The 23018-nt window shown below is 70.8% G+C and carries 22 protein-coding genes; 8 read left to right on the top strand and 14 right to left on the bottom strand.

What is annotated here, in order from left to right; translation table 11 throughout:
* Positions 1-168 precede the first annotated feature (168 nt).
* A complete protein-coding gene (locus tag WYO_RS27735; protein ID WP_007569036.1) occupies positions 169-1830 on the top strand; it encodes a Na+/H+ antiporter in 1662 nt (553 codons plus the stop codon).
* A 173-nt stretch (positions 1831-2003) separates the two neighbouring features.
* Positions 2004-2885: a transporter gene (locus WYO_RS27740; protein ID WP_007569039.1), complete on the top strand. Its 882-nt coding sequence runs from the start codon at positions 2004-2006 to the stop codon at positions 2883-2885.
* A 12-nt stretch (positions 2886-2897) separates the two neighbouring features.
* Here WYO_RS27740 and WYO_RS27745 read toward each other — a convergent pair whose 3' ends face one another.
* Together WYO_RS27745 and WYO_RS27750 are read right to left on the bottom strand one after the other, a co-directional pair.
* Entirely contained in the window at positions 2898-3221 is a 324-nt protein-coding gene (locus tag WYO_RS27745) for a TM2 domain-containing protein (protein WP_007569040.1), read from the bottom strand.
* Between the two features lie 96 nt (positions 3222-3317).
* Complete coding sequence (locus WYO_RS27750) at positions 3318-4763, bottom strand: homospermidine synthase (protein WP_007569042.1); 1446 nt, start codon at positions 4761-4763, stop codon at positions 3318-3320.
* Positions 4764-5047: 284 nt separating this feature from the next.
* Between WYO_RS27750 and WYO_RS27755 the strand changes: the two genes are divergently transcribed.
* The 4 genes from WYO_RS27755 to WYO_RS27770 all read left to right on the top strand — a co-directional run bounded on the left by WYO_RS27755 (position 5048) and on the right by WYO_RS27770 (position 10049).
* Positions 5048-5320, top strand: a complete 273-nt coding sequence (locus WYO_RS27755) for a hypothetical protein (RefSeq protein ID WP_007569043.1) — start codon at positions 5048-5050, stop codon at positions 5318-5320.
* 102 nt (positions 5321-5422) lie between these two features.
* Positions 5423-6097, top strand: coding sequence for an invasion associated locus B family protein (locus WYO_RS27760; protein ID WP_007569045.1), 675 nt, complete (start codon positions 5423-5425; stop codon positions 6095-6097).
* 80 nt (positions 6098-6177) lie between these two features.
* On the top strand, positions 6178-9582 hold the full coding sequence (locus WYO_RS27765) for a hypothetical protein (RefSeq protein ID WP_244424340.1): 3405 nt from the start codon (positions 6178-6180) through the stop codon (positions 9580-9582).
* Between the two features lie 8 nt (positions 9583-9590).
* Complete coding sequence (locus WYO_RS27770) at positions 9591-10049, top strand: AAA family ATPase (protein ID WP_007569049.1); 459 nt, start codon at positions 9591-9593, stop codon at positions 10047-10049.
* A 142-nt stretch (positions 10050-10191) separates the two neighbouring features.
* Here the strand turns inward: WYO_RS27770 and WYO_RS27775 are convergent, their stop codons facing one another.
* From WYO_RS27775 to WYO_RS27800, 6 genes are all read right to left on the bottom strand, one after another.
* Positions 10192-11640 carry a pilus assembly protein TadG-related protein gene (locus tag WYO_RS27775; protein ID WP_007569052.1) on the bottom strand — a complete coding sequence of 483 codons (1449 nt, stop codon included), beginning with the start codon at positions 11638-11640 and terminating at the stop codon, positions 10192-10194.
* Positions 11625-12407, bottom strand: coding sequence for a TadE/TadG family type IV pilus assembly protein (locus WYO_RS27780; RefSeq protein WP_007569054.1), 783 nt, complete (start codon positions 12405-12407; stop codon positions 11625-11627). Before WYO_RS27780 ends, WYO_RS27775 begins: the two co-directional genes overlap by 16 nt.
* Positions 12407-12943, bottom strand: coding sequence for a TadE/TadG family type IV pilus assembly protein (locus WYO_RS27785; RefSeq protein WP_007569055.1), 537 nt, complete (start codon positions 12941-12943; stop codon positions 12407-12409). The genes WYO_RS27780 and WYO_RS27785 overlap by 1 nt, the downstream gene beginning before the upstream one ends.
* 84 nt (positions 12944-13027) lie before the next feature.
* Positions 13028-13798 carry a flagellar type III secretion system pore protein FliP gene (fliP, locus tag WYO_RS27790; protein WP_007569057.1) on the bottom strand — a complete coding sequence of 257 codons (771 nt, stop codon included), beginning with the start codon at positions 13796-13798 and terminating at the stop codon, positions 13028-13030.
* A 5-nt stretch (positions 13799-13803) separates the two neighbouring features.
* Positions 13804-14871 carry a flippase-like domain-containing protein gene (locus WYO_RS27795; RefSeq protein WP_007569059.1) on the bottom strand — a complete coding sequence of 356 codons (1068 nt, stop codon included), beginning with the start codon at positions 14869-14871 and terminating at the stop codon, positions 13804-13806.
* Positions 14872-14934: 63 nt separating this feature from the next.
* Entirely contained in the window at positions 14935-15384 is a 450-nt protein-coding gene (locus WYO_RS27800; RefSeq protein WP_007569061.1) for a hypothetical protein, read from the bottom strand.
* Positions 15385-15565: 181 nt separating this feature from the next.
* Between WYO_RS27800 and WYO_RS27805 the strand changes: the two genes are divergently transcribed.
* The gene (locus tag WYO_RS27805; protein ID WP_007569063.1) at positions 15566-16879 is read left to right on the top strand and encodes a hypothetical protein; all 1314 of its coding nucleotides are present in this window, start codon (positions 15566-15568) and stop codon (positions 16877-16879) included.
* A gap of 103 nt (positions 16880-16982) precedes the next feature.
* Positions 16983-17264, top strand: a complete 282-nt coding sequence (locus WYO_RS27810; RefSeq protein WP_007569064.1) for a hypothetical protein — start codon at positions 16983-16985, stop codon at positions 17262-17264.
* 158 nt (positions 17265-17422) lie between these two features.
* Here the strand turns inward: WYO_RS27810 and WYO_RS27815 are convergent, their stop codons facing one another.
* From WYO_RS27815 to WYO_RS27840, 6 genes are all read right to left on the bottom strand, one after another.
* Positions 17423-18784, bottom strand: a complete 1362-nt coding sequence (locus WYO_RS27815) for a sigma-54 dependent transcriptional regulator (RefSeq protein WP_007569066.1) — start codon at positions 18782-18784, stop codon at positions 17423-17425.
* Between the two features lie 80 nt (positions 18785-18864).
* Entirely contained in the window at positions 18865-19197 is a 333-nt protein-coding gene (gene fliN / locus WYO_RS27820) for a flagellar motor switch protein FliN (RefSeq protein WP_007569068.1), read from the bottom strand.
* A 9-nt stretch (positions 19198-19206) separates the two neighbouring features.
* The gene (locus WYO_RS27825; RefSeq protein WP_007569070.1) at positions 19207-19818 is read right to left on the bottom strand and encodes a FliH/SctL family protein; all 612 of its coding nucleotides are present in this window, start codon (positions 19816-19818) and stop codon (positions 19207-19209) included.
* A complete protein-coding gene (locus WYO_RS27830; RefSeq protein WP_007569072.1) occupies positions 19815-20861 on the bottom strand; it encodes a flagellar motor switch protein FliG in 1047 nt (348 codons plus the stop codon). The genes WYO_RS27825 and WYO_RS27830 overlap by 4 nt, the downstream gene beginning before the upstream one ends.
* A gap of 24 nt (positions 20862-20885) precedes the next feature.
* Positions 20886-22511, bottom strand: coding sequence for a flagellar basal-body MS-ring/collar protein FliF (gene fliF, locus WYO_RS27835; protein WP_007569074.1), 1626 nt, complete (start codon positions 22509-22511; stop codon positions 20886-20888).
* Positions 22512-22717: 206 nt separating this feature from the next.
* Positions 22718-22993, bottom strand: a complete 276-nt coding sequence (locus WYO_RS27840) for a DUF1153 domain-containing protein (RefSeq protein ID WP_007569077.1) — start codon at positions 22991-22993, stop codon at positions 22718-22720.
* Positions 22994-23018 lie beyond the last annotated feature (25 nt).

The following is a 23018-nucleotide window of genomic DNA, read 5'->3' on the forward strand; positions in this document are numbered from 1 at the left end:
CTTCGCGCGTCTTGACCTGGAGCCCAGGTCTTCGCGGCCGTTCTGTCCGCCATCAGTCGGAGATGCACCGCGCCGCAGGGCCGGTGCTACAAGGCCCGCTTCCGGCCCCCGCGCATCACCCGGTCCATTGTCCTCACGGGACCGCGGCCCCTCGTTTGAAAGACACGCATGGAAAGCGTCACCGTCGTCCTGGCCCTGTTGCTGTCGGTGCTCGTGAGCGGCGCCCTGGGCCGCCTGGTCCCGCTGCCGCTGCCCCTGATCCAGATCGTGATCGGCGTGGCCCTGGCGCTGGGGCCTCTTCCGAGCACGACCCTCGACCCCGAGATCTTCTTCCTCGTCTTCCTGCCGCCGCTGCTGTTCCTCGACGGCTGGCGCATCCCGAAGCGCGACCTGTTCCGCAACGGCCGGACGGTGCTGGCGCTGGCGCTGGGGCTCGTGGCGCTGACCGTGCTGGGCATCGGCATGCTGATCCACGCGATGATCCCGGGCATCCCGCTGGCGGTCGCCTTCGCGCTCGCGGCCGTCCTGTCCCCGACCGACCCGATCGCGGTCTCGTCGGTCGCCGCACAGGCTCCGGTGCCGCGGCGGCTGATGCACATCCTCGAAGGCGAGGCGCTGCTCAACGACGCCACCGGCTTGGTCTGCCTGCGCTTCGCCATCGCGGCGGCCCTCACCGGGACCTTCTCGCTGTCGGAGGCGGCGACCACCTTCGTCTGGCTGGCGCTCGGCGGCCTCGGCATCGGCGCGGCCACGACCTTCGTGCTCATGGGCGCGCAGGACCTCCTGCGGCGGCGGACCGGCGAGGATCCCGGCCTGCAGATCCTGTTCAGCCTGCTCACGCCGTTCGGGGCGTATCTCGCCGCCGAGCACGTCCACGCCTCGGGCATCCTGGCCGCGGTCGCGGCCGGCATCGCCATGACCTATGTCGAGATCCAGGGGCGCAGCCTCGGCACCACCCGGGTCCGCCGCACGGCCGTGTGGGACACGGTGGCGCTGGCGGCCAACGGGTCGATCTTCGTCCTGCTCGGCGAGCAGCTGCCCGAGGTCCTCGGCCACGCGGTCAAGCAGGCCGACGTGCAGGGCGCGGGCTGGCTGGTGGCCTGGGTTCTGGCCATCACGGCCGGCCTAATGGCGATCCGCTTCGCCTGGGTCTGGGTCTCGCTGCACTTCGTCCTGGTCAAGGCCCATCGCCGGGGCGAGCGGCGTGAGGGCCTGACCTGGCGGCTCGTGGCCGCCACCACGCTCGCGGGCGTGAAGGGCGCGATCACGCTGGCCGGCATCCTGACCCTGCCGCTCACCCTGAAGGATGGCACGCCGTTCCCGGCCCGGGATCTCGCGATCCTGCTGGCGATGGGGGTGATCATGACCTCGCTGCTGCTGGCCAGCACGGTCCTGCCGCCGCTGCTACGGGGCCTGCGCCTGCCCGCCGATTCGAGCCACGACGCCGAGGAGGATTCCGCCCGCGCCGCCGCGCGCCACGACGCCGTGACGGCCATCGAGGCCCTGCAGCATCGCCTGGTCGAGGAGCAGGAGGACGCCTCCATCGCGGTCGAGGCCAGCGCCCGGGCCATGGACCGTTACGAGGGCCTGGAGGCTCCGACCGGTGACGGCCGGGAAGGCGGCGGCCGCGCCCGGCAGCTGGCCATCGCTGAGAAGCGTCTGCGGCTCGCCGGGATCGAGGCCGAGCGCCAGGCGCTCTACCGCCTGCGCCGGTCGCGGGCGATCGACGACGTGGTCCTGCGCCAGCTCGTCCGCGAGGTCGATCTGGTCGAGGCGCGGCTGCTGGCCTGGAATCCCGCCGGCCGGGCCCTGTCGACTCCGCGCAGCTGAACGGCGGCGCGCAGACTGGAGGGCGTCGGCCGGATTAGTCCCGGCCGGCGCGCTCGTGATGTCGAGGGCGTGTCGTTCCGCACAGCTTGGCCGTAGAACCTGGATGAGGTCGCTTCGACGGAGCGTCCTCCTCTGATCAGCTCCGAAGTCCGGGGCTCTGGATCGGGGTTCTCATGACCGGATTTGGCCTGGGATTACGCGGGATCGCGTCGGCTGCACTGGCCCTATACGCTGCGGGTCCCACAACCTCGGCCTATGCAGCGTCCGCAGCCCAGCCCGGCCAGACCATCGGCCTGCCGGTGGGCGCGCAGCTCCCCGTCGGGCTGTACTTCGTGAACCTGTCGAGCTTCGGTACGCGCAGCGCGCGGCCGGGCGACACCTCGACCAACGTCAACCTGCCGACCTTCGCCTGGTCCACGCCCTGGGACATCGCGGGCGGGCGCCTGCAATTCTTCGTCACCCAACCGGTCGTGGCCGCCACGCTCCAGGGCGCGCCCTATCAGAGCGGCATCGGCCAGCCGCTGCTCGCCGCCCAGCTCGCCTGGGATCTCGGCCACGATGTCGGCGTCAGCTACTTTTTCGGCGGCTACCTGCCGATCGAGACGCGCTTCCTGACCCAATCCGCCTCGCTGACCCACCGCTTCGCGGCGAGCTACACCGGCCAGGACTGGAACCTGACGGCGAACCTGCTCCACGGGATCTTTCTCGAGACGCGCTCGCCCTTCGGCGCCCTCTACCCGGACTACCTGAACCTCGACCTGACCGCGGCGAAGAAGTTCGGCAAGTGGCAGGTCGGCGCGGTCGCGTTCGGCTCGAGCGATCTTCCGACCGGCGTGTCCAGCTACCGGCCGCAGGGGCAGATCGCGGTGGGCGGCCTGGTCGGGTACAATTTCGGGCCGGTGAACCTGCAGGCCTACCTCACCCGCGACGTGGTCCAGCGCAACTACCGCGGCCGCGAGACCCGTGGCTGGCTGCGGGTGATCGTGCCGCTCTACCAGGACAAGGACGAGGTCGAGCCGAACCGCACCCTGGTGACCCGCCGCCAGGCCGAGTAGCCGCGGCGAGGCTCACATGCGGGCCGGCGGGGCCAGGGCCGCGCTGGCGGCGCGGAGGGACGGTCCGAGGTCCCGCGTCAGGCGGGCGCGGAGGCTGGCCTGTTTCGCGCGCACCATCCCGGGGATCAGGAACAGGTCGAGGACGACCCAGATGAATCCGATGAGGATGCAGTTGAGGAGGATCTGAAGGATCGCGGTGCCGGTGCGCCCGAGATAAAATCGGTGCGCGGAGAAAGCGCCGAGGAAGAACCACAGCACGTAGGCCAGGACGATGCTTGGCCCTTCGTTGGTCACGCGCTGCTCGATCAGGATCTTCTCTTGCGTCGTCGGTTCCATCTGTCCTGCACCCTCCGTCGAGACGGCTAAGCTTGAGACAGGGTGTTGCCGAAAGCAAGGTTGGGCCGGCGGTATGATCCGCCGGCCCGGCCGGCCTCAGGCGTGCACGAGCACGTTGCGGAACTGCCAGGGGTCGCTGGTGTCGATATCCTCCGGGAACAGGCCCGGGCGGTCGGTGAGCGGGGTCCAGTCGGTGTACACGCCGACGACCGGGCCGAGATACGGGGTCTGGACCTCCAGGCAGCGCCGGAAATCCATCTCGTCGGCCTCGACGATGCCGGCCTCCGGGTTCTCCAGGGCCCAGACCATGCCGGCGAGCACCGCCGAGGTCACCTGCAGGCCGGTGGCGTTCTGGTAGGGGGCGATCCGCCGGGTCTCCTCGATGGAGAGCTGCGAGCCGTACCAGTAGGCGTTCTTGGCGTGGCCGTAGACCAGCACGCCGAGCTCGTCGATGCCGTCGACGATCTCGTTCTCGTCGAGGATGTGGTGCTGCTCCTGCACCTTGGCGGCGTTGCCGAACATCTCGTGGAGCGAGAGCACGGCGTCGTTGGCCGGGTGGTAGGCGTAGTGGCAGGTTGGCCGGAACACCGCCTGATCGCCCTCGCGCACCGTGTAGTAGTCGGCGATCGAGATCGCCTCGTTGTGGGTCACCAGGAAGCCGAATTGCGGGCCGGCGGTGGGCACCCAGGTGCGCACGCGGGTGTCGGCGCCCGGCTGCAGCAGGTAGATCGCGCAGCGCGAGCCCTTCTCCTGCTCGCGGGCATTGGCGGGCTTCCAGGTCTCGTGGGTGCCCCAGCCGAGCTCGGCCGGCTGGTTGCCCTCCGAGACGAAGCCCTCGACCGACCAGGTGTTGACGAACACGCCCCGGGGCTTGGGGTTCTTGGCGCGCTGGGTGTCGCGCTCGGCGATGTGCACGCCCTTCACGCCCAGGGTCTTCATCAGGGCGGCCCACTCGGCGCGGGACTTGGGCTCGGGCGCGGTGACGCCGGTATCCTTGGCGATGTTCAGGAGCGCCTGCTTGACGAACCACGAGACCATGCCGGGATTGGCGCCGCAGCAGGAGACCGCCGTGGTGCCGCCCGGCTTCTGGGCGCGGGCGTCGAGGATGTCCTGGCGCAGGGCGTAGTTGGTGCGGTCGCCCTGGCCGCGGCTCTTGTCGAAGTAGAAGCCCGGCCAGGGCTCGGCCACGGTGTCGATGTAGAGGGCGCCGAGCTCGCGGCACAGCTCCATGATCGCCCGCGACGAGGTGTCGACCGAGAGGTTCACGCAGAAGCCTTGGCCGCCGCCCTCGGTGAGGAGCGGCGTGAGCACGGTGCGCAGGTTCTCCGGGGTCAGCGCCACCTTCTCGAAGCGCAGGCCGTGCTTCTCGGCGAGCGCCCGATGCGTGTCGACCGGATCGATCACGGTGAAGCGGGCGCGGTCGTATTCGAAGTGCCGCTCGATCAGGGGCAGCGTGCCCCGGCCGATCGAGCCGAAGCCGATCATCACGATGGGACCGCTGATGCGGCCATGGATCGGGTGACGGGTCGGCTGGTCGGTCATGCGATAGGTCCTTGTCTGGCGGACGCCTGAGGTCCGCTCTTGAGGCTCGCGGGCGGGTTATGGCGCGCGTGTGACAGTGGGGCGACAGAGCACGCGCCGCGCGGCCTGCGCCAGCGCGTTCGTCGATTCCCGTCGTCGAGAAGGCCGCTCAATGGCGGCTCCCCCGCCGGCGGTCAACTGCGCTGCAGCATGGACGGTTAAGGCGTCCTTGATAGCGCTCCGGCGGCAGCATGTTCGCAGCGCATGTGGCCCGCGCGCAGCGACGAGTGGCAGGCGACATCCGCATGGCTCATATTGCAATGCAGCAAAGGCCTTCCGACAAGATCAACAAGCCGATCGGGGCCGAGGAAACGTCCGGGATCCTGATCCTCGGAGTCGTCATGCTCGCTTTCATCGCCACCCGCATCCCCGGCCCGGTCGCCGAGACCGCCGACCGCGATCCCGGCATCCTCACCCTGGCCTTCACCCTGGCGCGCGCCGTGCGCAACGGGGCCGAGACCGCCTTCGCCCGCCGCTGCGCCCTCGCGCTGGCCGCCGGCGGACCGAGCCCGCTCTGAGACGTCACGGCAGCGCGGACCTGCGTCGCCGGGCGATTGCCTCACCCCGATTGGGACGTTAGGCGGCTTTGCCGTCAAATGGCCCCGGGGGATCGTGATTCCATGTCGACGTTACGAGCGGTCGTTCGCCTCAACCTGATCGCGACGCTGCTGCTTGCCGTTCCGTTCGCGTCGCCGCGTGCCCAGGATGCCGAGCCCGAAGCGCCGGCCGCCAGCGACGCGCCGGCCAAAGCCAAGCCCAAACCCAAACCCAAGCCGAAGCCGCCCGCGCCGAAGCCTGCGGCCAAGCCGGCCGCCGCCGCCGCGCCGGCCGCATCGCACGCGCCCTGGCCCACCGGCGCCAGCATGGTCACCGAGAGCTACGGCGACTGGACGATGACCTGCACCCGCCCGAACGACAAGGTGACCTGCATCGTCGCCCAGTCCCAGGGTGATTCGCAGACCGGGCGCCGCAAGTTCGGCGTGGAACTGCAGGCCCCGAATGACGGCCGCTCGGAAGGCTTCGTGCTGATGCCCTTCGGTCTCTCCATCGAGGCCGGCGTGACCTTCAAGCTCGACGAGCAGGTTCTCGGCAAGGGCGCCCCCTACACGATGTGCGTCTCCGACGGCTGCCTGGTGTCGATCGGCTTCCCGACCGTGGCGCTCGACGGCATGCGCAACGCCAAGAAGCTGTTCGTGACCGGCCAGAAGGCGAGCGGCAGCGAGCCGGCCACCATCACGGTGCCCCTCGAAGGCTTCCCGCAGGCCCTCGACCGGGCCGTCGCCCTCAGCGGCTGAGGCCGTCCGGGCCGCGATCCCGCCAATCCCCGGCTTACGGTTAAGCCAGCGTTAGCCGCGATGCCGCAGGATGCCTCCATGTGTGGCGCCGGGCGCCGTGGCCCGGGCGGGCCGCGCGCCGGGATCGGATCGGCGAGGCGATGGGCTCGGAGGGCAGGCGATCCCGGATCGGCCGATACGGCGGCGCCCTGCTGCGCGTGTCGCTGCCCGCGCTCGCCCTCCTGGGGGCGATCGATCCGGCGCTCGCCGCGCGGCTGATCGGCGCCAAGGGCAGCGAGGCCGGCACCGGCCCCGGCGGCTACGGGCGGATCGTGCTCACCTTCGACAAGCCGGTCACCGTCAAGGCGAAGCTCGCGGGCGGCATCCTGCTGCTCGGCTACGGCGAGCGGGTCGCGCCCGGTCCCGAGCATCTCGCCGAGGAGATGCCGGCCTTCGTGTCCATGGTGCGGCGCGATCCCGACGGGTCCGGCCTGCGGGTCGCCCTGCAGCGGCCGTTCCGGGCCAATGTCCAGCCCGCCGGCGAGCGCGTGTTCGTCGACCTGCTGCCGGAGGGATGGTCGGGACTGCCGCCGCCGCTGCCCCCCGAGGTGGTGGCCGAACTCGCCCGCCGGGCGCGGATCGCCGAGGAGGCGCTGAAGGCGCGCACGCTCCCGCCGGTGCGCAAGCCCCTGGCGCTGGAACTCGCCCGGCTGCCGACCCTGACGCGCCTGTCGCTGCGCCTGCCCGATGACGTGGTGGCGACCGTGGCCGCCGAGGGCCCGACCACCCGCCTGCGCGTGGCCGGCGCCTGGACGATCGATTCGAACGAGGCCCGCGGCCGCCCGCGGCCCGGCATCGCCAAGCTCGCCACCGAATCCGACGAGGGCTCGGCCAGCATCCTGGTGACGCCCGCCGAAGGCTTCACCCTCACCACGGAGCGCGAGGACGGGGCCTACACGATCGACGTCGTGCCCCGCACGCCGCCCCAGGGCGCCAAGTCCAAGGCCGCCGAGGTGCCCGGCCCGGTCGAGCCGGACGCCGCCAGGCCGGCCACGCCGGTCCCGGCCCCCGTCCGGACGGCCGAATCGCCGCCCGTCCCGGAGGCTGCGCCCGACGCACCGCCGAAGCGCCAGGCCGGCGCCGGCCTGGTCTTCCCGTTCCAGACCCTGCCGCCCGCCGCCCTGTTCGAGCGCGGCGGCATCGCCACCCTGGTGTTCGAGAGTGCCGAGCCCGTGACCGTGCCGGCGGGCCGCCAGGGCCTGACCCCGGTCGGATCGCCGACGCGGATCGGGCCGGTCACGGTCCTGCGCTTCGCGGTGCCGCCGGGCCGGCTGGTCGATCTCGCCGCCGTCACCACCGGGACCGGCTCGGCCTGGGAGCTGTCGGCCGGCGATACGCTGAGCCCGAGCGACACCCTCGACCCGGTCCGCAAGCCGGACCCGTCGGGCCGGATCACCGTCGCCCTGGCGCTGCCCCGGCCCGGATCGGTCACCTGGCTCGACCGCGACGGCGAGCGCATCGCGGTGGTCACCTCGGCGGCGCGGCGCGCCGTGGGCAATCCGAAGAGCCGCCGCTTCGTGGATTTCGAGATCCTGCCGAGCCGGCACGGCCTCGCGGTGCTGGCGGGCGCCGACGACCTCGCGGTCCGCCCCCAGCTCGACGCGGTGACGATCGGCCGGGAGGGCGGGCTCGCCGCCTCCACGGCGCCCCGCAGGGCCGACCCCGCCCTGGCCGAGGCCGGCACCCTCGCGGTGGCGCGCCAGCCCTGGGAGCAGGCGCGGGCCGGGAACGTGCGCGAGACCCTGCGGACGCTCGCCGACACCGCCGCGATGGTGCCGCCGGCCGAGCGCGGCCCGGCGCGCCTGGCGCTCGCCCGCGCCAACATCGCCAACGGCTTCGACCCCGAGGGCCTCGCGGTTCTCGAGGCGGCGGCCGCCGAGGATCCGCTGCTGGCCACCCAGCGCGACGTCGCGATCCTGCGCGGCCTGGCGCTCGCGCGCAGCGGCCGCAACGCCGAGGCCCTGAAGGCCCTGTCGGTGCCCCAGCTCGCCGCCGATCCGGAAGCGGCCCTGTGGCGCGCGATGGCGTCTGCCGGGCTGGGCGACTGGAAGTCGGCCGAGGCCGGCTTCCTCAAGGCGCTGCCGATCGCCGACAGCTACCCCCCGGACCTCGCCCAGCAGATCCGCGCCGGGGCCGCGGAGGCCGCGATCGAGAACGGCGATGCCGAGACCGCCGCGGCCCGGGCCGAGGACGCACCCGGCCTGCCGACCTGGATCCGCGACCGGCTGGCCCTAGTCCGCGCCCGGGTCTCGGAGGCGACCGGACAGGTCGATGCGGCGCTCGACGCCTATACCCGCCTGGAGCAGGTCGGCCAGCGGCCGGTGGCGGCCGAGGCGCAGCTGCGCGGCACGCTGCTCGCCCGCGCCTCCGGCAAGCTCGAGCCGGATGCGGCGCTCGACCGGCTGGAGCGGCTGGGCATGACCTGGCACGGCGGCCCGACCGAGACCGGCATCTCGGTCGGCCTGGCGCGGCTCTATCTCGGCGCCGGACGCTGGCGCGACGCCTTCACGGTCCTGCGCCGGGCCAACGCCTACGCGCCGAACGACCCGGCCACCCAGGCGCTCGCCCGCGAGGTGCGGACCGCCTTCGAGAACCTCTACCTGACCGACAAGGGCGACACGCTCTCCGGGGTCGACGCGGTGGCGCTGTATTTCGACTTCCGCGAACTGGCCCCGATCGGCCGGCGCGGCGACGAAGTGGTGCGCCGGCTGGCCGACCGGCTGGTCGGGCTGGACCTGCTGGATTCGGCCGCCGACCTGCTCCAGTACCAGATCGACAACCGGCTCACCGGCCCGGCCCGCTCCGCCGTGGCGGCCCGGCTCGCCACGATCCGGCTGATGGACGACAAGCCGATGCGGGCGCTACAGGTGCTCGACGCCACCAACCTGCCCGAGCTGCCCGGCGAGCTGACCCGCGCCCGCGCCCTGGTCCGCGCCCGCGCCCTGTCGGACCTCACCCGCACCGACCTCGCCCTGGAGACGATCGAGGGCGAGACCGGCTCGGATATCGAGCGCCTGCGGGCCGACATCTACTGGGGCGCCCGCCGCTGGCGCGAGGCCGGCGAGTCGCACGAGGCGCTGCTGGGCGATGCCTGGCGCGCCGGCCGGCCCCTGGACGAGCAGGCCCGGGCCGACGCCATCCGCGCCGCGATCGCCTACGACCTCGCCGGCGAGGCGATCGGGCTGGAGCGGCTGAAGGCCAAGTTCTCGGAGGCGATGGCCGAGAGCCCGGACGCCCGCAGCTTCGCACTGCTCACCGGCGCCAACCCGACGAAGACGCCGGAATTCCGCGCGATCGCGGCCCGCGCCACCAAGGCCGAGACCCTGTCGGCCTTCCTGGCCGAGTACCGCAAGCGCTACCCCGAGACCGCCTTGCCCGAGCGCGGCGCGGCGGCGGCGGCCGAGCGCCAGAGCAGCGTCGAGACCCCGGGCACGCCGCCGGGCTGAGCCGCGCCATGGCCCTGGTGATCGACCCCGACAGCTTCCTCGAGACCGGATCCGGCCGCCACTGGACGCCGGAGCGCAACGCCGAGGCGTGGCGCCTGGCCTATGCGGCGCTGGACCGGGCTCTGGCGGGCGGGGGCATCGCGCGGGTCGTGATCGTCTGCGGCTTGCAGGGCGCGGGCAAATCGACGTGGATCGCCAGGCAGGACGACGATGCCGGCCGCGTCTACGTCGATGCCGCCCTTCCCGGGGCGCGGCACCGGGCGCCGCTCATCGCCATCGCGCGCAACCACGGCGTTCCTGTCGAGGCCGTCTGGATCCGCGTGCCGCTCGACCTTGCCCTGGAGCGGAACCGGCAGCGGCCGCCGGACCGGATCGTCCCGGAGGCGAGCATCCGCTCGGTCGCGCGCCTGTTCGAGCCGCCTGCGATCGGCGAAGGGTTTTCGGACGTGCGCATCGTCGAGGCCTGATCCTAAGCCTCAATCGCTCCACCCGTCATTGCGAGCGTAGCGATGCAACCCAGCCCGGCGCGCGATCTCCGAAGGTGTCGCTTCCCCAGGTTGCTTCGCTGCGCGCGCCATGACGGTGAGGGTGACTTGGAGAAATCAGCCCTCACTGCGTCAGCCGCGCGACCTGCAGCGCCTTGTCGAACATCGCGGTGAGCGCGTTCGTGATGTCGTCCGGGCTGTTGGCCGTGTAGAAATACCCCGGCGAGGCGCAATTCTGCAGGGGCGTCGCCAGGGTCGGGCTGAAGGCATTCACCTTCTTGTTCTCTCCGGCGACGATCCCGCCGTAATCTTTGAAGCTGATGATGTTGTAGGGGATGTACAGGATCGAGATCGTCGCCCCGGCACTCTTCAGCGCCGTGCACAGCGACGGATCGATCTGCGAGGGCGTCGACGTATCGAAGTCGGCGCTGCCGTAGCCCGAGAACTTGGATGGGTTGCCCGGGTAGTAGTACTTGTTGTTCTTGTAGATATAATAGTGCTGGCCGTTCTGCATCCCGTCGGTGATCAGGAACACGAACGGCTTGCGGGCGCTGATGCTGGAGCCGTCGCCGAACCCGCCGGCATTGGTGATGGTGGTCTTCATCTGCGGCAGGACGACCTCGAAATGCGTGCCGCCGGAGCCGATGCCGGTGCTCGGGTCGTTGTTTGTGTAGAGCTGGGTCGTTCCGGTATCGAGCAGGCCGGTCAGGGCGAGGGGCCAGGACTGGGCGCATTGGGCGGCGGTGTTCAGGGTCGCGATCGAGCTGTTGATGTCGGCCAGCGTGCCAAGCTGGTTGATGAACGGGTACAGGCCGACGCGATACTGGCTGGTCACGGACGGATTGGCGGCCCGCTGGATTAGCGAGCAGACCGCGTTGTTGACGGCGTCCGAGCGCAACTGGATCTTGCCGGCGGCCAAGTTCCAGCCGTTGTTGCCCGGGTAATGGCAGGCGAACTGGCAGCCCTGCTTGTAGTCGTTACTCATGTCGTTGTTCTGGCTTGCGAGCTTGCTCATCCCGGTCGTCGTCGCCGGCAGGCCCATCGAGCCCGACACGTCCAGGAGCAGGTAGAAATCGAGATAGCTCGCGAGGTCGGCCGAAGCCTTGACCGTGTTGGAGAAGGTCGTGGTCGGGGTCCGGAAGATCTGGCCGAAATTGTTCTTCACCGTGGCGCTGTAGACGACCGTCGACCTGAGGGTCTGGCTGGTGCGCTCCAGTTGCGGCGTCTGAAGCTGCACCTGGGCGAACGGCACGGTGCCGGCATTGACCGTGAAGGCTTTCGAGGCCTGGGCGATACCGGCCGCGATGGCGTTGGCGGTGACGTTCGCCTGGCCCGGATTGGCGGCAATGTAGGCCTTGGCGGTGGCCACCGCGGCGACGGCGGCCGCGTCCGCGGCGGCGTCGAGCTTGGCCTTGTCAGTGATCGCCACGCCGTAATCGACCCCGTAGCCGATCAGGCCGACCATCGGCAGCAGGCTCAGGGCGAACAGGATCGTCACGTTGCCGGAGCACGCTTCGGCAATGGGTGCCGCCCGGGCGACGAGGCGGCGCGCGCGGTTCAGAAACCCGGGCATTTCACGGCGATCCCATCGTTGCCCGCCGGGTCGAAATTGACCAGCGTGGCGTAGCGCGGCTGCACGTACATCGAGCGGGCGATCCGCACTGCGGGGATGAACCGCGCGCCGAAAGTCGGCTTGAAGTTGAAGACCACGTCGACCGCGACGATCGAGCCGGGCCCGAACACCGAGCGCGGCAGCGTCGTGCGGCTCGGCGGGGCGGTATCGGCGGCCGGGAACTGGGGGACCGTGCAAGGCCGGTAATTCCCCCCGGTCGTTCCCGAACTCGTCCACACGACGGCACCCGTGTAGCAGGCGCTCAGGTCGCCGCCGGTGCAGTTCGACGCCGTCTGGGTGAACGCCACGGCGGCGTAGGTGATGGCGATGTCCTGCCACCATTGCAGGCCCTGCCGCGGCCCGTCCTTCATCAGGTACGGGAACAGGACGAGCGCGGAATCGAAGCTGAAATGCAGGTCGGTGGCGTTGACGGTCGCCACCGTCGAGCCCGCCGGCGGCATCGCCTGCGAGATCATCTGGCTGATCGACTGGGCGACCAGCCCGACCTTGCGGCTGGCATTGACGTAGGTGACGAGCTGGGTCCCGGCGAGCATCAGGATCAGCAGCACCGGCAGGATCAGGGCGAACTCGATCGCCGAGACCGCCCGCCTGTCCCGCAGGAAGCGCGCCGCCCGGAACCGGCAGGCTGCACGAGCCTGTCGATCCGCATCATCCCGGAAGCCGGGGCGCGCCTTACGGGACGATGCTCCGAGCATCCCGGGCGCCATCAGAACAGCTCGTTGCGGAACGCCGCCGTCGAGACCGTCAGGTAGGCCGGGGCACCGTTGAAGGTCGCGCCGCCGCCGAGCATCGACGCGAAGGCGGAGGGCAGGAAGGTGATCGGGTAGATCACCAGGAGATACTGGAACTGCCCGCGAGTGCCGAGGGTGTACTGGCCGGAACCCGGGGTCAGCGGCGGGATCGCCAGGCCGCTGAGATCGGACTTCACGTAGGTGTAGTAACCGCTGGATGAGCTCCCGGGCGGCACCACGTACAGGTTGACGATGAGGTTGCTGCATTTCAGCGTCGCCGGCAGGTTGCCGCACAGCGAGGCCTTGAAGCTGGCCTGATCGAGGGCGTTCGCCTGGGCGGCGCCGGTGAGGATCTGCCGGGCCGCGCGGGTCGTGGCGTAGTCCAGCGCCTGATTGATGAACAGGATCGTGGCCACGGTCATGATGAACAGAAGGCTCAGGATGAACAGCATCGCGACCAGCGCGAACTCGACCGCTGCCGCCCCTCCTCGATCGCGAACGTAGTGGCGCATGAAGAACATGCGCTCTGTTAGCGAGAGATTGCTAAACCTGAGTTAAAACGCCCTTCGAAACTCTATAGACTTGCCTAAGTGAATCTATCCGCCGTAGCTCTGGACCAGCGATCCGGCCACCAAGGTCCAGCCGTCGACCAGCACGAAGAAGATCAGTTTGAACGGCAGGGCGACGGTGGCGGGCGGCACCATCATCATGCCCACCGCCATCAGCACCGACGCGACCACGAGGTCGATGATCAGGAACGGGATGAACAGCAGGAACCCGATCTCGAAGGCGCGGCGCAGCTCCGAGATCATGAAGGCGGGGGTCACGATCTCGAGGCCGACATCCTCCGGCCCCTTCGGCACCGGCACCTTGGCCAGATCGAGGAACAACTTCAGGTCCTTCTCGCGCACATTCTTGAGCATGAACGTCTTGAACGGCGCCGAGGCCCGCTCGAAGGCCTGGGCCTGGGTGATCCGGCCTGCGACCAGGGGCTCGATCCCGGCGCTGTAGGCCGCCCGGCCGGTGGGGGCCATTACGAAGGCGGTCAGGAACAGCGCCAGGCTGACGATCACCGCGGTCGGCGGTGCCGTCTGGGTGCCGAGCGCCGAGCGCAGGATCGAGAGCACGACGACGATCCGGGTGAAGGCGGTGGCCATCACCAGCACCGAGGGCGCCACCGCCAGGACGGTGATCAGCGCGACGAGCTGGAGCGCCCGCTCGGTCGTCCCGCCCGCGCCGAGATCGACGCTGAGGCTCTGGGCCAGGGCCGGTCCGGCACCCAGCAGGGTGCCGATCAGCGCGGCGAGGATCGGGACGCGGCGGGTCCCGACCGGGCGGCCTGTCGGCGCGTTCGTCGTCACGGGCATCGGGGTCACGGGCGGTCGCAGCTGGGTGTGGCCGGGCGCACGCCCGTGCGCCGCGCCTCGAGGTTCTGCCAGACCAGCAGCGCCGGCAGGCCGAGGACGACATCGGGGACGCGCCGGGCGAGCGAGAGGGCGATCGCCGTGCCGGCATCGATCCCGAACAGGCCGCAGACCAGGACGAGGCCGCCCTCCTGCACGCCGAGCCCGCTCGGCACCAGGAAGGCCGCGGCCTTGATCGCCTGGCTCAGCGCCTCGATCACCAGGATTTCCGAAAGGCTGATGCTCTCGACGCCGATGCAGGTGAGCACGACCGCGACCTCGGCGGCGCCGAGCAGCCAGGCGAGCGCGTGCAGGGCGAAGGACTGGACGAGCCGGCCGCGCCGTTCCGCCGCCCAGACCGTGTCGAGCGCTCCCTGGATCCGCTGGGGCGGCTCCGGGCGGGCCTCCGTCTCGCGCACGAAACGCCGGCCCAGGGCCGCGATGCGGTCCTCGACCACGCGCACGATCCCGGTGCGCTGGAAGGCGAAGAAGGCCGCCACCGCCAGGCCGGCCACCGCGAGGGTCCGCAGGGTCCAGTGGGCGAGCTCGGCGGCAGCCGGACCCTCGACCTGGCTCAGCAGGCCGGCGCCGAGGGCGGCAAACAGCGCCAGCGTGCCGACCTGGAACAGCATGTCGGCGAGCACGGAGGCCGCCGCCAGGGTGCCGGTCACGCCCCAGAAGGTCAGGAGCCGCGCCCCAAGCACGTCGCCGCCGACCGAGGCCACCGGCAGCAGCACGTTGATGCCCTCGCGCACGAAGCGCAGGATCAGGCAGGCCGAGGCCGGGGCGGGCGACAGCCCGTCGAGGATGCGCGCCCAGGCGAAGCCGCAGGCCAGCACCACGAGGGCGCGGACCAGCGTGACGCCGGCAAAGCCCACGAGCCCGATCCGCCCGAACGCCGCGGCCACCGCCGAGAGATCGTTGGTCGCCACGAGCCAGACCGCCAGGCCGAGGCCGATCAGCGTGCCGATCAGGGGCAGCCGGCGCAGCACGGCGAGGCCGATCCGGTGGGGCCGGGGGTCGCGGTCGCCGCTCACGGTCGGCCCGCGGATGAGGTGCGCCAGATGGCGGGCAAGGGCGAGCGCTCCAGGTTGCGCCAGTCAAGCAGCCGGCGGCGATTCGGCAGGTGGCACCGCCGCTAGGGATGTATTGGGGCCGAATTCGGGGGCGCGGCGCCGCGGTAGCACGGGGCGCAGCACGGCGGCGAGGGCTTCCTGGGGGGCGGCATCGGGATCGAGCAGGACGACGCGGCCCTCCGCCAGGCTCGCGCCCGTGGCCACCGCCACCGCGCGTTTCGGGCAGGGCCCGAGGCAGCCCGACTCGACGATGCAGAGCTTGGTCCGCCCGGTGAGCAGCCCGTCCTTGACCGCCTGCTTGGCCGCACCCTTCAGGAGCGCCCGGATTTCGCGCGGGCGCAGGCCCTGGCGCTTGGCGCATTTGGTGCAGACCACCACCACCTCGGCGATCTTGGTCTTGGCCGACTGGGTCCGGGCCGGGCGACCGGCCGGGCGGTCTCCGGGTTCGGGGGCGACGCGAGGGAGTGTCATCATCGGGAGATTGTACGGCGCGATACCGGGGCCGGCTACGTTGCCCGTCGCCGCGGTGCGGCAGCGGCTAGGGGCGGTGCCTTAAAAAGGGCCGAAAAGAACGGGATTCCGGCGCTGCGCACGGGCCGTCCTCCGGCCGGTTTCGCGGTGGCGGATCCGGCGCAGACCCAGGAACAGTGAGCGGATGAGCTTCGACGACGTCAAGGACGACACGCGCGAAAGCGAGCTCGTGACGTTCGCCCCATCGACGATGACCGAGCTGCGCCACGGCGCGGAGACGATCCGTCCGGTGCCGGAGAAGCGCGGCGCCCGGGCGCTGGTGGCCGCGGCGCGGGAGCGCCTCGACTGGACCCGGCTGCCCGGTCTCGGCCGTCGCCGGGAGGACACGTCGAGCTACGGTGCGCGGATCATCCGCCGCGTCGGGATGTTCGTGCTGCTGCCGACCCTGGTGGTCGGCCTGTACCTGTTCGCCTTCGCCTCCAACCAGTACATCGCCGAGGCCCAGTTCGCGGTGCGCGGCAACGTCGAGCCGATGGAGAACATCTCGCTCGGCCAGTACACGAACCTGATTCAGAAGCACAACAGCCAGGACAGCTTCATCGTCCGCGACTATATCGCCAGCCAGACGCTGGTCGAGGCCCTGGAGAAGAGCATCGGCATCTCGAAGATGTTCTCCCGGCCCGAGGCGGATTTCTGGGCCCGGTTCGATCCGAGCGACCCGATCGAGGACCTGACCAAATATTGGCGCAAGCACGTCGATGCGCATATCGACTCGATCTCGGGCGTGATCCGCCTGTCTGTGCGCGCCTTCACGCCGGAGGACGCCCTGACCATCGCCCGCGAGGTGGTGAGCCGGTCCGAGGCGCTCATCAACGACATCTCGAAGCGCGCCCAGGCCGACATGGTCAAGCAGGCCCAGGCGGACGCAACGGTGGCCCAGGAGCGCCTGCGCAAGGCCCATCTCGGGGTGCAGAGCTTCCGGAACCAGTGGGGCGTGATCGACCCGATCAAGACCGCCGAGGGGACGCTCACCACGCTGACGCTCCTGCGCAAGGAGAGGCTCAAGCTCGAGACCGATCTTCAGGTCCTGCGCAGCTCAAACCTGGATGAGCGCTCGCGCTCGATCCAGACGCTGGTTGCCAACATCGCCGCCATCGACCAGCAGATGAAGACGCTGCAGGACGAGCTGACCAATGCCGGCGCGGCTGCGGGCGGCGGCGCCAACCTGACCGAGGCGCTGCTCCAGTACGAGGGCCTGCTGGTCGAGCGGACCATCGCCGAGAAGCTCGAGGAATCGGCCAACATGCTGCTCGACCGGGCCCGGATCTCGGCCAGCAAGCAGCACATCTTCCTGGCGACCTTCGTGCCGCCGGTCCTGCCGACCGACAGCCTCTACCCCGAGCGGGGCCATACCCTGATCGTGGCGTTCTTCTGCTTCTTCGTGCTCTGGAGCTCGTCCTCGCTCCTGATCGCCGGCATCCGCGACCAGCGGATGTGAGCCGGCGGGGCGGGGTCTGGATCCCGCGCCGCGCGGTCTGTAGAGGGAGACGACCCGGCACCCCGGGCCTCTCTCCCGATCGATGAGCGAAGTCTAACACGCCATGTCGGATTTCTCCGATCTCGTCGCGAAGGCGATCCAGCCCTCGATGAGCCGGGCGGAGCGCGAAGCGGTCTACACCGTGGTGCGGCAGGCCGTGCTCCGCCTGCAGGAGCGCGAGGCGCTGCCCCCCGACGACCCGCGCGTCGCGCTTCAGCGGCACCTTGTCGAGGAGACGATCCGCGACGTCGAGGGCGACGTCGCCCGCTACGAATCCCTGCGCAAACTCGACGCGGCCTTCGCGGCCCAGAACGAGGCCAACAAGGCGTCCCGCAACGGGCGCTGACGGAGCCGCGGCCCGGGGCGATTCGCCCGTGTGCGCCGACAGCTCAGTCAGGAGCGGCCGGATATCCCAGAAACCCCCCGCATCCTGAGGTGCGGCCGCTTCGCTACGCCGCCTCAGGATGAGGGAGATGGGTGGGAAGGCCGTCGGGCGCTCTCGTCCTACCCGTAGGCCGCGCTCGCCCGGACGGCGCCGGGCTCGGCCACGTCGAGGCCGGCCGAGACGTACTCGTTGAGCTTGTTGCGCAGGGTGCGGATCGAGATGCCGAGGATCTTGGCCGCATGGGTGCGGTTGCCGAGGCAATGGTCGAGGGTGTCGAGGATCAGGTCGCACTCGACCTGCGCCACGGTCCGGCCGACCAGCCCACGCGTGGCGGCTTCGGCGGCCTGGACGGCGCGGCCGGCCGGGCCCGCCGTGGCGATCGACTCGCCGTCCGGGGACAGGATCGCGTCGGGGCCGATTTCGGGGCCGGAGGCCAGCAGCACCGCCCGGTGCAGGGTGTTCTCCAGCTCGCGGACGTTGCCGCGCCAGGGGTTCTTCAGCACCAGCGCCCGCGCCTCGGCGCTGAGCGGGCGGGCCGGCACGCCGTTCACCTCGGCGTATTTCCGCGCGAAATGGGCGGCGAGTTCCAGGATGTCGGCCGGCCGGTCGCGCAGGGCCGGCAGCTTCAGCGCGACGACGTTGAGCCGGTAGAACAGGTCCTCCCGGAACGTGCCCTTGCGGACCTCATCCATCAGGTTGCGGTTCGAGGTCGCGAGCACGCGGATATCGACCCGCACCGGCGCGGTGCCGCCGACCCGGTCGATCACCCGCTCCTGGAGGGCGCGCAGCAGCTTCGACTGCAGGCGCACATCCATCTCAGAGATCTCGTCGAGCAGGAGCGTGCCGCCATTGGCCTCCTCGAACCGGCCGATGCGCCGGGCGACCGCGCCGGTGAACGCGCCCTTCTCGTGGCCGAACAGCTCGGATTCGAGCAGGGCCTCGGGGATCGCCGCGCAATTGACCGAGACGAACGGCTTGCTGGCCCGGTTCGACTTCAGGTGGACGTGGCGCGCCAGCACCTCCTTGCCGGTGCCGCTCTCGCCGGTGATCAGCACCGAGGCCTCGGACGGGGCGACCTGCTCGGCGAGCTTGACCACCCGCTCCATCGACGGATCGCGCCAGACGAAGGCGGCACGGTCGGAGGCGACCGCCTCGAGCACCGCGGCGATCAGCTCGGGATCGGGCGGGAGCGGGATGTATTCCTTGGCGCCGGCCCGGATCGCCGCGACCGCGGTCTGGGCGTCGGCCGAGACGCCGCAGGCCACCACCGGGGTGCGGATGCGCTCGGCCTCCAGGGCGTCGACGAGGTCGCGCACCGCCAGCGACACGTCGATCATGATCAGGTCGGCGCCCTTGGCGCGCAGGACGTTGAGGCCCTGCGGGATGGCATCCGCCTGCGTGACGGAGGCGCCGCGCCGCATCGCGATCTTGGAGGCGGTGATCAGCTCGCCGTTGAGCCGCCCGATCATCAGGAGCCGCATGGTTCGTCCTTCTCAAACGTCGTGGCGCCGATGGGGCGCCGCCTCAGCGGGGCGGGCGCTACCGGCACAGGTCCAGAAAACTATTCGCCCTTGACGATCTCGGTCATCGTCACCCCGAGCCGGTCCTCGACGAGGACGACCTCGCCGCGGGCGACGAGCCGGTTGTTGACGAAGACGTCGATCGCCTCGCCGACCTTCCGGTCGAGTTCGAGCACCGCGCCGGGGGCGAGGCGGAGCAGGTCGCCGATCGGCATCCGGGAGGAGCCGAGCACCGCCGAGACCATCACGGGCACGTCGAACAGCTGCTCGAGGTCGGCGGCGGTCTTCGGGGTGGTGGGCGCGTCCCGGATCGAGCCCGCGGCGTAGTCGGGATCGTTGTCGCCGAGCTGGGGCAGGCTGAAATCGTCGGACATCCGGGCTCCTTACGGGGTCGGGGGCAGGCCGAGGGCGTCGGCGACGGCGGCCTCGATGCGGGCGCGCTCGCGCACGATCCCGCCGTCGGCCCATTCGATGCGGGCGTCGCCCGCCTGCATGTCGGGATCGCCCAGCACCACGAGGCGGCCCTCGTAGCCGCGCTCGCGGGCGAGCGTCTTCACCAGCGCCTCGGCGTCCTCGACGAGGCCGTCATGCACGCGGACCACGAGATGGGGCACGCCGCGCAGGTGCTGGAGCGCCGTGCGGGCGGCCTCGCCGATGCTGGCGAGCGGGGCGGCATCGAGCGCCTCGCCGGCGACCTTGCGGGCGATCAGCACCGCGACCTCGACCGCCTGCGCCTCGCGCGCGGCATCGTGCGCGTCGGCCCGGGCGAGGAGGGCGGTGGCGGCCTGGGCCAGGTGGCTCAGCGCGTCGGCGAGCCGGCCCTGGATCCGGGCCTCGGCCTGGACCAGGCCCTCCTGCACGCCGCGGGCATGGGCTTCGACTTCCGCGCGGGCGGCCGCCTCGGCGGCGCGCTGGGCCGCCGCGCTCGGGCGCGGGCTGCGGAAGTCGGTCTCGAACAGGAACGGCTTCGCGATCTGGGGAGACGAGACGTTCAATAGACCAGCTCCTCCTCGGCGCTGTTCTTGGCGATCATGATCTCGCCCTTCTCGGCCAGATCCTTGGCGATCTCGGTCATCTTCGCCTGCGCCTCATCGACCTCCTTGAGGCGGACGGGGCCGAGGGAGGCCATCTCGTCCGTGAGGTTCTTGGCCGCGCGGGTCGACATCTGCCGCATGAAGAAGGCCCGGGTCGGCTCGTTGGCGCCCTTCAGGGCCCGGCACAGGGTTTCATTGTCGATACCGCGCAGCAGGGTCTGGACGCTGCCCGGATCGAGCTTCAGCAGGTCCTCGAAGGTGAACATCAGCTCGCGGATGCGCTTGGCCGAGCCGCGATTGGCCTGGTCGAGGGCGGCGAGGAACCGGCCCTCGGTCTGCCGGTCGAAGGCGTTGAACACGTCCGCCATCATCTCGTGGGCGTCGCGGCGCTGGGTCTGGGCGATGGTCGAGACGAACTCGACCCGCAGGGTCTCCTCGATGTGGCGCAGGGCCTCCTTCTGCACCGTCTCCATGCGGAGCATCCGGTTCAGGACGTCGATCGCGAATTCCTCGGGCAGGATGGTGAGCACCTTGGCGGCGTAGTCGGCCCGCACCCGCGACAGCACCACCGCCACGGTCTGCGGGTACTCGTTGCGCAGGAACGAGGCCAGGATCTCCGGATCGACCTGGGCGATCGAGGCCCAGACGCGCTTGCCCGACGCGCCCTTGATCTCGGCCATGATCAGCGAGACCTGATCGGACGGGAAGATCTTCAGCAGCAGCGCCTCGGTGCGCTCGAAGTTCGACGAGATGCCGCCGCTGTTGCTGAGCTTCGTCACGAACTCGATGATCAGCCGCTCGACGGTGGCGACCTCCAGCGTGCCGAGCTGGACCATCGCGTGGCTGACCTTCTTGACCTCTTCCTCCTCCAGCATCTGCCAGATCGGCGCGCCCTCGGCCTCGCCGAGCATGAGCAGCAGCGCGGCCGCGCGCTGCGGGCCGGGCATCGCCGCGAAGGCGCTGTTGCCCTCGCTCGTCAGATTCGCCGCCAGTCCTGCCGCCATCGTTCGTCCCCGATCCTCGACGCGCTACTCTTCCTGGATCCAGGTGCGCAGCACCTCGACGGTCTCGGCCGGGCTCGCCCGGACCATGTCGACGACGCGCTGGACCGTGTCGGCCTGGATCTGGCCGTTGATCTTGGCGAACTCCATGAGCCGGGCGGTCGGGTTGTCGCGCTCGATCATGGTGACCGTGGCACCCGAGGCCGCGGCGGCGGCCGCCTCGGCGAGGGTCGCGGGGCCGGCCAGAGCCGGGGCGGCCGGCACCGGCGCCAGGACCTGCCGCACCAGCGGACGCACCACCGTGAGCAGGACGATCAGGGTCAGCAGCGCCAGAACCGAGAGCTCGGCCATGCGCAGCACGTCGTCCTTGGTCGGCGCCAGCAGCGACTGGATCAGGGTCGGCTCGCTGAATTGCGGCACGCTCGGCGCCTCGGCGAAGCGCAGGTTCACCACTTCGAGCTGGTCGCCGCGGGCTTTGTCGAAGCCCACCGCGCTGCGGACCAGGGCGGTGATCCGCTCGATCTCGGCCGGCGGGCGGGGCGCGTAGGTCTGCTTGCCGTCGGGGGCGGTGGCGTAGACGCCGTCGACCACCACGGCGACCGACAGGCGCTTGATCCGGCCCCCCTCGGCGATCTCGGTCTTGGTGACCCGGGAGATCTCGTAGTTGGTGGTCTCTTCGTTCTTGTTGGTCGCGTCCTTCGGGGCCGGCGGCTTGTCGCCGCCATTGGCGCCGGGCAGCTCGTTGCCGACGGTGACCTGGCCGTCGGCATTGCCGGTGACGGCGGATTCGGTCCGCGTCTGGGCCGAGCGCACGACCCGGCTCTCCGGGTCGAAGGTCTCGGAGCGGCTCTCGACCCGGTTGAGGTCCAGCTCGGCATTCACCTGGACCCGGGCGCGGCCCGGGCCGACGATGCCGGCCACCACGTCCTCGATCTGGCCGCGCAGGCGCCGCTCCAGGCCGATCTGCCGGTCCTCGAAGCCGCTGGCGCCGTTGGCGTCGGCATCCTTGGCGCCGTCGGCGAGCAAGCGCCCGCGCTCGTCGACGATCGAGACCCGCTCGGGCTTCAGGCCCTCCACGGCGGAAGCCGCCAAATGGCGGATCGCCCGGACCTGCCCGGCATCGAGCTCGCCCATCAGCTTCAGCACGATGGCCGCGCTCGGGGTCTCCCGGTCGCGCTCGAACAGGCGCCGCTCGGGCAGGACCAGGTGGACGCGGGCCGCCTGGACCCGGCCGATCGCCCGGATCGAGCGGGCGAGCTCGCCCTCCAGGGCGCGCAGGTGATTCACGTTCTGGACGAAGTTGGTGGACGAGAACGCGTCGCCCTTGTCGAAGATCTCGTAGCCGACGCCGGCCTGGACCGGCAGGCCCTTGCCGGCCAGATCCATGCGCAGCCGGGCGAGGTCGGCCCGGGGCGCCATGATGGTCTGCCCGGTATCGCCCTTCGATTCATAGCGGATGCCGCGGCTGTCGAGCTCGCGGATCACGGCGGCCGAATCCTGCATCGACAGGTCGGAGAACAGCACGCCCATATCGGGGCGCGACACCCGCAGGATGATGAACGCGAAAAAGCCGATCAGGGTCAGCGTCACCGCCGCCATGGCGGCGATCCGGGCCGGTCCGAGCTTCGTGACGAGATCGAGGACCGGCTTCACGGGCGGTTCGCTGCACTCTGACGCTGACGGAGCCCGACGCCCCGCCCGGCAGAAATTGCCCAGCCCATGGTTAGCGGGGCGTTAATGCCGGGCGCGGGACGGGCGTAAAGTTGGGTCCCGGAACGGAACGAAGCCGCATCCGGGATGCGGACGCGGCTTCGGACGGTGTCGTTTCCGGGGATCGGGCCGTTCGGCGCGATCGCGGCTCAGTGCCGGTAATGCTGGATCCGGGTCGTCCGCAGCCCGGCCAGGCCGTGCTGGTCGATGGAGAACTGCCAGCTCAGGAATTCTTCGGTGGTCAAGGTGTAGCGCTTGCACGCCTCCTCGAGACTGAGGAGGCCACCGCGCACGGCGGCGACGACCTCTGCCTTGCGCCGGATCACCCATCGGCGGGTGCTCGGCGGCGGAAGATCCGCGATGGTCAGAGGACTGCCGTCGGGCCCGATCACGTATTTGACTCTCGGGCGGCTGGGTTCGGTCATGATACGCTCTACACTCGACTGACCT

The organism is Methylobacterium sp. GXF4 (assembly GCF_000272495.1).
GTDB lineage: Bacteria > Pseudomonadota > Alphaproteobacteria > Rhizobiales > Beijerinckiaceae > Methylobacterium > Methylobacterium brachiatum.